The organism is uncultured Muriicola sp. (genome assembly GCF_947258935.1).
In the GTDB taxonomy this organism is placed as follows: domain Bacteria; phylum Bacteroidota; class Bacteroidia; order Flavobacteriales; family Flavobacteriaceae; genus Muriicola.
Window position 1 is genome coordinate 1 of the sequence record NZ_CAMYKH010000070.1, and the last position, 9,833, is coordinate 9,833.

Sequence of the window (9,833 nt, forward strand, 5' to 3'; positions counted from 1 at the left end):
AACTTGTAAAATTCATCATCTCGCAAAGCCTCACGAGCAGCTTCTATGGCTAAAACATTTGTATTCGCCATCACCGCTTTTTTAAGTCGGGTAGCAATATCCGGTCTGGCGATAAGATACCCTATGCGCATTCCGGCCAGGCCATATACCTTGGAAAAGGTTTTGGAGACGATCACATTTCTATCTTCCTTTACCAGTTCTACCATAGAAGGGTAGTCTGGCTCCGTAATAAAGTCGTAATACGCCTCATCACTGAAAATAACTGCTTTATCATCGTTAGACATACAAAAGTCGCGTAGCGACTCCTTCTTCAGTAAGGTACCGGTAGGGTTGTTTGGGTTACAAAGAAAGATCAACCTGGTCTTGCTGGTAATTCTTTTGCTCATCGCTTCCAGATCGTGCTCCATTTTTTCATCAAGCGGTACCCTGTGTACATAGGCGCCAAAATATTCGGCATAAGATAACATTGCCTGAAATGTAGGATCTGCGGCAATGATCTCACCGCTCTCAATTCCATAAACAAGTCCGGTTGCTTTAAGACCTTCTGTAGAGCCACCGGTGACCACCACACAATCTTTGGAAACACCTTCTTTCTCGGCAATTTCTGCAACGAGCTTAGTTAAATACTGAAAAGGATATCTACAAGCAATATCAAAGCTATTACTAATGACAGTTCGTACATTTTTAGATGGTCCGTACGGATTTTCATTGGAATTGAGTTTTACAGGGCCATCTGGCAAAAGGGGTCTTGGTTCATATTCCAATGCCATGGCGCCCAATCCACCCATAAGGGTAAAGCCTCCTGTTAGGCCCATTGTTTTGAGCCATTGTCTTCTGTCTATGTTTTTCATGAGTTGAAATTTGTATAGAAGAAGATACAAATATTCCTAATAGAGGAGATCCCTTACTTCAATATTTAGAAAAATAAATTGAAAAAATTGAGTAGGAGGATACTGCCTAAAATGACAGATCAGACAGAAAAAGAAGGATGCTTTTTCAGGCTTGGGTTTACTGTATAAGAGATGGGGTAATACTAATAAAGCGTATTAGAAATAAAGATGGCGATGATAAGAAGTACCATGGCAGTGTTTACTATAAACGCTATGATCTTTTTCTCATCTATAGGTTCGTTTTTCCCTTTATACAAAATAACACTTCCTACGATGCCAAGCAGACCGGAAAGAACTACAGGCAAGCCAAAAAGGTAACGAGAAAGCACAGGATTAGTATTGATCATCACTGCGAGAGCGGCAATGGTCAAAAGGCATAGTATTAATTTACTAACATTATAAGACCTAACCGTGTATTTGCTTTCTTGCTCCATAGAATCCAATTTTAAGCTGCCCACTATTGTTAAATTACTTTTATGTTCACTTTTAAACCTTCAATGATCCCATAGATGCTCTTTACGGTTTCTTTTAGGTAATGCTTAATGACCACATGCGGAATACGGATGGTGGTAAAACCATTTTTAAAAGAGTGCATGGTCTCTTCCAGATTGTTCATGGCTTGTTCATGTGTAAGCATTTGATATTCTGTCTCTATCTCGATATTGAGTTTTACTCGTGAGATAGCTATATCTACTGATTTTTTCCCATCCCACCATTCGAGCATTGGGTAGACCCCTATTTCTTTCAGCGCATAATACAGTTGTATAGCGGCTAATGGTGTGCCATTAGATCTGATAAGTTTGTCGATACGCGTTTTATGCTTTCCGCATAATTCAACCCCATAGGTTTCCATGGAGGTTTTGTGATCGACATAGCTAAGTTGTTTGTTACATTCTAAACAGGTCATGCAAGGTAGGTCAATTGATTTGGGTCTATTATAACCTTGAGAACTATCGATTATTTTATAACATCGATGAACGACCCCCTGTTTTTAGACGAACTGCATTTTTTTAGACGAACAACACTTTTTTTAACATTTGCTCCTCAATTCTGAGCAGTGAATTCATGAAATTTTCGCGAAAGATTTATTTTTAATGTACTTTCCAAATCAAATTAAAGATAAAGCGTGTTTAAAAAAATTGGTCCGGGCGTACTTGTTGCTGCCGCTTTTATAGGTCCAGGTACTATTACTACCTGCACCTTGGCTGGCGTCGACTTTGGATTTGCGCTCTTATGGGCGATGCTGCTTTCTATACTTACAACAGTAGTATTTCAGGAAATGGCAGCGAGAATTGGGATCATTACACAGCAGGGGCTGGCGGCCAGTTTTAGAAATGAGTTAAAACGGCCGTGGTTGAGGAACCTTATGATACTGATAGTCCTCTCTGCCATAGTTATTGGTAATACAGCCTATGAAGCCGGTAATATTGGGGGAGCAGTTTTAGGCATGGAAGCAATACTTGGCGGAAGCCCTAAGTTTTGGTATGCCTGGGTAATTGGGGGCTGTGCTTTTTCCTTGTTATATGTCGGATCTTATAAGGTGCTGGAGAAGATCTTCATATCGCTCGTTATGCTTATGAGTATTTCTTTTGTGCTGGCGGCGGTAATTACTAAACCGGCAATAGGGAAAATCCTGGCCGGACTGTTCATTCCGTCACTACCTGAAGACAGCTTATTCACAGTGGTTGCACTGATTGGCACTACCGTAGTGCCTTACAATCTATTTCTGCACGCTTCCCTGGTAAGTGAAAAATGGAAATCTGCTAAAGACCTGAAGGCTGTTCGTTGGGATACTATCCTCTCAATTGGATTGGGAGGGATAATTTCCATGGCCATCATTATTACCGCTACTGCAAATCAGCAGTTGGAAGTAGTAAATGGACTAGATCTGGCTAAAGGCCTGGAACCACTATATGGGCAAACTGCCAGATACTTCATGGGGATTGGATTATTTGCTGCCGGCATCACTTCGGCGATTACAGCTCCATTAGCAGCCGCTTACGTAGCTGCCAGTTGCTTTAACTGGAAGGATGGCCTTAGATCCTATAAATTTAGGTTGGTTTGGGGATTCATACTTTTGGTTGGTGTAGTATCTCAGTCGTTTCAGATACGCCCTATCGAAATCATTAAATTTGCCCAGGTGGCAAATGGTTTGTTACTGCCTGTTATATGTATCTTTTTATTATGGGTAGTCAATAAGTCGAGCCTGATGGGAGCATATAAGAATAAGAGGTGGCAAAATGTAGCCGGTATACTGTTGCTGCTTTTGATCATTGTTCTGGGTATTAAGAGTATCTGGTCTGTTATTGGAAACGTATGAATAAGAAATGGACAATAGACATCAATTGTGATGTAGGGGAAGGACTTCATAATGAAGCCCAACTATTTCCATTTATTTCCTCTTGTAATCTTGCCTGTGGCGGCCATGCGGGCGACGGCGAGACAATGAACAAGGTGATAAGACTTGCCATAAAACACCAAATTAAAATAGGAGCACATCCATCCTATCCGGACAGGGAGCACTTTGGCCGAAAAAGCATGTCGTTACCTCCGGAGGAGTTCAAAGAAAGTATTCGCTCTCAGGTAGAACTGCTAGATAGCTTGATAAGAGCTCATGGAGCTTCTATGCACCATATTAAGGCCCATGGAGCTTTGTACAATGATTTGGCAAAGGATAAGGAGTTAGCGAAAAGCTATCTGGAATCTATTCTCCACGTCAAAGATACTATATCCCTTTATGTTGCCTATGGTTCTGTCATAGCAGGGGAAGCCTTACAAATGGGATATAAGATTATCTATGAAGCCTTTGGTGACCGTAATTATAGAAAGGATCTTTCTTTGGTGCCGCGTAGCCAGACTAATGCTATTATTTCGGACCCAAAACAGGTACTGAAACATTTGCTTCTTATGATCAAGAAAGGGGAGGTGCAGGTCCCTGAGGGAGATTTGGTTCCTATAGTTGCCAATACTTTTTGTATTCACGGTGATACTGTTAGTGCGTATGAAATATTGATGTATCTTTCCGAAGAATTACCAAAGCATCATATTCATTTAGAGAAATGAATTCGTACCCCATACAAATAAAGCCTTTTGGCGTACACGCCATTCTGATTGAATGGCCCAATGAAATAGAGCGTAGCATCTTAGATGACATTCTTATTTTTAAAGACTTCCTTTTTCTCAATAGTTTTAATGACAAGGAATGGGAGATAGTTCCTGCATATAACTCATTGACACTTATAAATATTCACAAAAATATTGATCATAAAGCAACCTCTAACCAATTAGAAAATTTGTATCGGGAAAGAAAGGAAGGTGCAAAAAAGCAAACGCATTTATGGAGGCTCCCGGTCTGTTATGATCCCGAGTTTGGGATCGATCTTGAAGAGGTGTCCAAACATACAGGGAAGTCTATTGAACAAATCATTACACTTCATACAACCTCAACATTTATCGTGTACGGGATTGGGTTTTTACCCGGATTCATGTATTTAGGCGGTGTGCCAAAAGATCTTGAAACCCCACGGAAAGCCACTCCAAGGCTTAATGTTAAAAAAGGGGCGGTGGGACTGGCGCGAAAACAGACAGGTATTTATCCACAAGATTGCCCGGGCGGGTGGAATATTATTGGAAACTGTCCTATTCCTATTTTTAATGCAGAAAAAGAGAATCCTTGCTTTGTAAGTGTAGGCGATTCTATTCAATTCTATTCTATCACAAGAGCTCAATTCGATCTTCATGTCATTCAGGCTGAAGTAGGGATCGACCTCTTAAAAAAAGAATCTACACGTGCTTAAAGTCATTAAAAGTGGATTTTTCACTACCGTTCAGGACCAAGGCAGGTTTGGGTTTCGCCATATGGGAGTCCCTGTTTCCGGCGCAATGGATCAGGCTGCTGCCTTACTGGCAAATGCCATGCTCGAAAATGATGAAAATGACGCAGTCTTAGAAATAACCATGTCCGGGCCTCTTCTCGAATTTGAAGAAGAAACCTGGATAGCCCTATCAGGAGCCAACCTTTCCCCTCAGCTAAATGGCAAGGACATAGATAATCACAGTGTTCACAAAGTGAATGCGGGAGATAAACTGGCCTTTGGTAAGCACATAGACGGACTAAGAGGATACCTGGCTGTAAAAAATGGTTTTCAAACCCCTTTAGTATTAAACAGCAGGTCTTTTTATTCCCCAATCACAGAAATAAATCATTTGGATTCCAGGATGGAGGTCCCCTATGATGAGGTGGCAGATTTTGAACCTAAGATCACCCATATCAAAAGAGAGGATATAGACAAATTCAAAACGCTTAATGTAAGCCTGGGACCAGAGTATGAAATCTTATCTGATGCCCAAAAAGAGCTTATTTTTAATGGTTCATTTACGATTGCCAAAGAGAATAACAGAATGGCATATCAGTTAGAGGAGTCTATTGGAGAACATACACATATCATGTTGACATCTGCAACCTTACCCGGAACCGTTCAGGTAACGCCTGGTGGAAAATTGATCATCCTAATGCGAGATGGACAAACTACGGGCGGTTATCCCAGGATCTTGCAACTTTCTGAGAAGGCTATTGATATATTGGCGCAGAAAACATTCGGGGATTCTATTTCATTTAAGTTGCCCTAGCCTCTAAAAGAAGTTTTTTATCTTTTTTAATATGGATAGGGGCAAGGTATACGGCGGATTTCTCAATGGGATATCTAACCATGTTCCTCTTTTTACAATTGATTTTTGATGTGAAAAAGCCATAAAAGATCTTTTACCATGATAGGCTCCAATACCACTTTGGCCCACGCCACCAAAAGGAAGTTCTTTATTTGAGATGTGTATTAGGGTATCATTGATAACGCCTCCACCAAAGCTATAGCGCTTTAAAATTCTGTCCTGAAAAGAAGTACGCCTGGAAAAAATATACGCGGCAAGCGGTTTGCCAAAGGCTAGGATCCATTGGGCAATATCTTCCTCTTGTTCATAAGAAATTATAGGTAAAATAGGGCCAAAGATCTCTTCCTGCATTATCCTGCTTTCTGGCGTAGGTTCATTGAGTAAGGTGGGTCCTAAGAAGTTGTCTTTATCATTCCGTTTCCCACCAAAGACAATATCCTCATCGGCCAACAAACCAAGAAGTCGATTGTAATGATCCTTGGAAACAATTCTCGCCAGATCAGCAGAAGCTTCCACATCGGAGCCAAAGAATTTGGTAATGGTCTTGCTCAATTCCTCAATTAGGGAATCTTTCACCTTTCGTTGTACTAAAATATAATCCGGAGCTATACAGGTTTGCCCGGCATTCAGAAATTTTCCCCAGACGATCCGTTTGGCGGCTTGTGAAAGAAGCGCTGTTTCATCTACAATACACGGGCTTTTTCCACCTAATTCAAGGGTAACAGGCGTAAGGTTTTTGGCTGCAGTTTCGTACACAATCTTCCCAACCTTCGTGCTACCAGTAAAGAAAATATAATCCCATTTCTCTGCCAATAATTGTTGAGAAACTGGGAGGTCCCCTTCAATTACTATGGCATGTGATTCATGAAAGACCGATGCGACCAATTTTTTAAGAAGTGCACTCGTATATGGTGTTAATTCCGAGGGTTTTAATACTACAGTATTCCCTGCAGCAATGGCAGAGACAAGAGGCAAAATCGCCAGTTGGAAAGGATAATTCCAGGGAGCCATGACCAATACTGTGCCATAAGGCTCTTTGTAGATCCAATTTGAAGAAGGGAAGTTCAGTAAACTTCCGGGCACCCTTTCTGGTTTGGCCCACAACTTTAGATATTTGCAGACAGATTTCAGCTCGGCCAATACGAACTGCGTTTCAGCCACTAAAGTTTCAAACTTTGGTTTTTTGAAATCGGCGTACAAGGCATCACATATAGCATCTTCCTGACGAATTATTTCTTTTTGAAGTAATTTTAATGTCTTTATTCTAAAGGCCAGATCTTTGGTTTTTTGAGTTGAAAAGAACTGCCTTTGAGCCTCTACATTCTGAGCGATTGAATTTTGCATTTCCAAAAATAGGTAATTTTTTACCGTAAGAACTATCAAATTAAACAGGAAATAGCAACAATTATATGTATTGAATATGATAAATTATCAAGTATTAAATAGCTGATATACAGATAAATAACTTTAATCTTATCCTATTGAATTTATACCAATATCTGATGTTTTTAAAAGCAGGGTTTTTAAACAAGTATCTTTGGAAACTATAGTATTTACGAGTAATACAAAGATTTTAGGGATAGATATACATGGATTTAAACAAACACAGTAAGAATGTAACACAAGATCCCACGCAACCGGGGGCTCAGGCCATGCTTTACGCCATTGGTCTTTCTGAAGATGATCTTAAAAAACCGTTGGTAGGAATTGGGAGCACCGGTTATGAAGGCAATCCATGTAATATGCACCTCAATGACCTTTCCCAACATGTAAAAAAAGGATTGAAAGAAAAAGATCTTATCGGATTGGTGTTTAATACCATTGGGGTAAGTGATGGTATATCTATGGGAACCTACGGGATGCGATATTCGCTTCCTTCCAGAGACATCATTGCCGATTCAATGGAAACTGTAGTGCAGGCTATGAACTATGATGGCCTGATTACAGTAGTGGGATGTGATAAGAATATGCCGGGTGCTTTGATGGCAATGATAAGACTCAACAGACCCTCGGTACTGGTGTATGGTGGCACCATAGCTTCCGGATGTTTAAACAACAAGAAACTAGATATAGTGAGTGCTTTTGAGGCCTGGGGAGAAAAAGTAGCAGGGACCATGAACGAGAAGGAATTCAAAAGCGTTATCCAAAATGCTTGTCCTGGTGCCGGTGCCTGTGGAGGCATGTATACAGCTAATACAATGGCTTCGGCCATAGAAGCTCTGGGGATGGCCATGCCGTATAATTCTTCCAATCCGGCTATAGGTCCTGAAAAAGAAAACGATTGTATAGAGTCTGGAAAGGCTCTCCGCTATCTTATGGAGAATGACATTAAACCTAGCGATATCATCACTCGAAAGTCATTAGAGAATGCCATCAGGCTTATTACGGTTATGGGCGGATCTACTAATGCGGTGCTGCATTTTCTGGCAATAGCTAAAGCAGCCGAGATAAGTTTTACTTTGGATGATTTTCAACATATAAGCGATACTACTCCGTTCCTGGCCGATCTAAAGCCTAGCGGAAAATACTTGATGGAGGATGTACACAGGGTAGGTGGTACACCGGCGGTTATGAAGTTTATGTTGGAAAATGGGATGTTGCATGGCGATTGTCTTACCGTTACAGGAAAGACAGTTGCAGAAAACCTTAATAATGTTCCAGGATTAACCGAAGGTCAAGATGTCGTTCACTCCTTGGAGAATCCTATTAAAGATACAGGACACTTGCGCATATTATATGGTAACCTGGCTACCGAAGGGGCTGTTGCCAAGATAACAGGAAAAGAAGGCTATCATTTTACAGGTCCGGCAAAGGTATTCGATGACGAATTCAAAGCCAATGCGGGTATTGGAAAAGGATTGGTCAAAAAGGGCGATGTAGTTGTCATAAGATATGAAGGGCCAAAAGGCGGACCAGGAATGCCTGAAATGCTTAAACCTACGGCTGCCATTATGGGTGCCGGATTAGGTAAAGAGGTGGCCTTGATTACCGATGGTAGATTTTCCGGTGGCACCCATGGCTTTGTGGTAGGACATGTATCACCAGAAGCTCAGGAAGGCGGTGTAATAGGATTGCTCAACGATGGGGATATGATCACCATAGACGCTATAAAGAACAGCATTAGTGTAGCCTTGTCAGATGAAGAATTAAACAAGAGAAAAGCTGCCTGGAAGCAACCCCTTTTAAAGGTGCGCAAAGGAAGTTTATACAAGTATGCCAAAACAGTGTCGTCTGCATCCCAGGGATGCGTGACAGATGAATTTAAATAAAGGATAATTTCTATAAGACCCCATCCAGGTTACTGGCATAGGGTCTGCTAGTTTGTAAGATAAAAGAATATGGAAACAATTGAAAAAAATAAGTCCAAGGCCAAGGCGCCTGCTAAACTTAAGATCAGTGGTGCAGAGGCTATCATTCATTGTCTTCTGGCCGAGGGAGTAGATCTAATCTATGGATATCCCGGAGGGGCTATTATGCCGGTATATGATGAGTTATACAAATTCCAGGACAAACTTACCCATATCCTTACAAGACATGAACAGGGAGCAACACATGCTGCCCAGGGATATGCCAGAGTTAGCGGTAAGGTTGGGGTTGCATTGGCCACCTCAGGACCGGGAGCAACTAATTTGGTTACCGGTCTCGCCGATGCCCAGATAGATTCCACTCCAATGGTTTGTATTACTGGTCAGGTACCCAGACATCTGTTAGGTTCTGATGCCTTTCAGGAAACTGATATCATTGGCATCTCTACTCCGGTGACCAAGTGGAATTATCAAATAACCAACGCTACTGAAATTCCAGAGATCCTGGCAAAAGCCTTTTTTATTGCAAGATCTGGGAGACCGGGTCCTGTGCTGATCGATATTACAAAAAATGCCCAATTCGATGAACTCGATTTTCATTATGAGCATTGTAAGGGGGTTCGTAGTTATCAACCAGTTCCAAAGGCAAAGGAAGCAAACCTAAATGCAGCAGCAGAATTGATAAACAATGCCAAGAAACCATATATCGTTTTTGGACAGGGAGTGATCCTTGGCGAAGCAGAGGATGAACTAAAACAGCTTGTAGAAAAAGCAGGTATCCCTGCCGCATGGACCATACTGGGACTATCTGCCATGAATACAGACCATCCGCTAAATGTTGGGATGGTAGGTATGCATGGAAATTATGGCCCCAATGTCCTTACAAATGAATGTGATTTGCTCGTTGCTATCGGTATGCGATTTGATGACCGTGTAACCGGAAGTCTGGACACATATGCCAAGCAAGCCA

The 9,833-nt window shown here is 41.4% G+C and carries 10 protein-coding genes; 6 read left to right on the top strand and 4 right to left on the bottom strand.

Going from position 1 to position 9,833, the window contains the following annotated elements; translation table 11 throughout:
• The 3 genes from Q0X72_RS11080 to Q0X72_RS11090 all read right to left on the bottom strand — a co-directional run.
• Nucleotides 1-851, bottom strand: an 851-nt coding sequence (locus Q0X72_RS11080; RefSeq protein WP_297765246.1) for a histidinol-phosphate transaminase, incomplete at its 3' end; no start/stop codon positions are given.
• A gap of 182 nt (nt 852-1,033) precedes the next feature.
• Nucleotides 1,034-1,324 carry a hypothetical protein gene (locus tag Q0X72_RS11085; RefSeq protein WP_297765248.1) on the bottom strand — a complete coding sequence of 97 codons (291 nt, stop codon included), beginning with the start codon at nt 1,322-1,324 and terminating at the stop codon, nt 1,034-1,036.
• A 29-nt stretch (nt 1,325-1,353) separates the two neighbouring features.
• Complete coding sequence (locus Q0X72_RS11090; RefSeq protein WP_297765251.1) at nt 1,354-1,797, bottom strand: hypothetical protein; 444 nt, start codon at nt 1,795-1,797, stop codon at nt 1,354-1,356.
• A 219-nt stretch (nt 1,798-2,016) separates the two neighbouring features.
• On the opposite strand from Q0X72_RS11090, the gene Q0X72_RS11095 reads away from it, so the two are divergent.
• Genes Q0X72_RS11095 through Q0X72_RS11110 form a run of 4 tightly spaced genes read left to right on the top strand, consistent with a single transcriptional unit; the run spans nt 2,017 to nt 5,519 of the window.
• Nucleotides 2,017-3,210, top strand: a complete 1,194-nt coding sequence (locus Q0X72_RS11095; RefSeq protein ID WP_297765254.1) for an Nramp family divalent metal transporter — start codon at nt 2,017-2,019, stop codon at nt 3,208-3,210.
• A complete protein-coding gene (gene pxpA / locus Q0X72_RS11100; RefSeq protein WP_297765257.1) occupies nt 3,207-3,953 on the top strand; it encodes a 5-oxoprolinase subunit PxpA in 747 nt (248 codons plus the stop codon). The genes Q0X72_RS11095 and pxpA overlap by 4 nt, the downstream gene beginning before the upstream one ends.
• A complete protein-coding gene (pxpB, locus tag Q0X72_RS11105; RefSeq protein ID WP_297765260.1) occupies nt 3,950-4,687 on the top strand; it encodes a 5-oxoprolinase subunit PxpB in 738 nt (245 codons plus the stop codon). The genes pxpA and pxpB overlap by 4 nt, the downstream gene beginning before the upstream one ends.
• On the top strand, nt 4,680-5,519 hold the full coding sequence (locus tag Q0X72_RS11110) for a biotin-dependent carboxyltransferase family protein (RefSeq protein ID WP_297765263.1): 840 nt from the start codon (nt 4,680-4,682) through the stop codon (nt 5,517-5,519). The genes pxpB and Q0X72_RS11110 overlap by 8 nt, the downstream gene beginning before the upstream one ends.
• 3 nt (nt 5,520-5,522) lie before the next feature.
• Here Q0X72_RS11110 and Q0X72_RS11115 read toward each other — a convergent pair whose 3' ends face one another.
• Complete coding sequence (locus Q0X72_RS11115) at nt 5,523-6,902, bottom strand: aldehyde dehydrogenase (protein ID WP_297765266.1); 1,380 nt, start codon at nt 6,900-6,902, stop codon at nt 5,523-5,525.
• Nucleotides 6,903-7,147: 245 nt separating this feature from the next.
• Between Q0X72_RS11115 and ilvD the strand changes: the two genes are divergently transcribed.
• Together ilvD and Q0X72_RS11125 are read left to right on the top strand one after the other, a co-directional pair.
• On the top strand, nt 7,148-8,827 hold the full coding sequence (gene ilvD / locus Q0X72_RS11120) for a dihydroxy-acid dehydratase (protein ID WP_297765269.1): 1,680 nt from the start codon (nt 7,148-7,150) through the stop codon (nt 8,825-8,827).
• 69 nt (nt 8,828-8,896) lie between these two features.
• Nucleotides 8,897-9,833, top strand: a 937-nt coding sequence (locus Q0X72_RS11125) for a thiamine pyrophosphate-binding protein (protein ID WP_297765272.1), incomplete at its 3' end; no start/stop codon positions are given.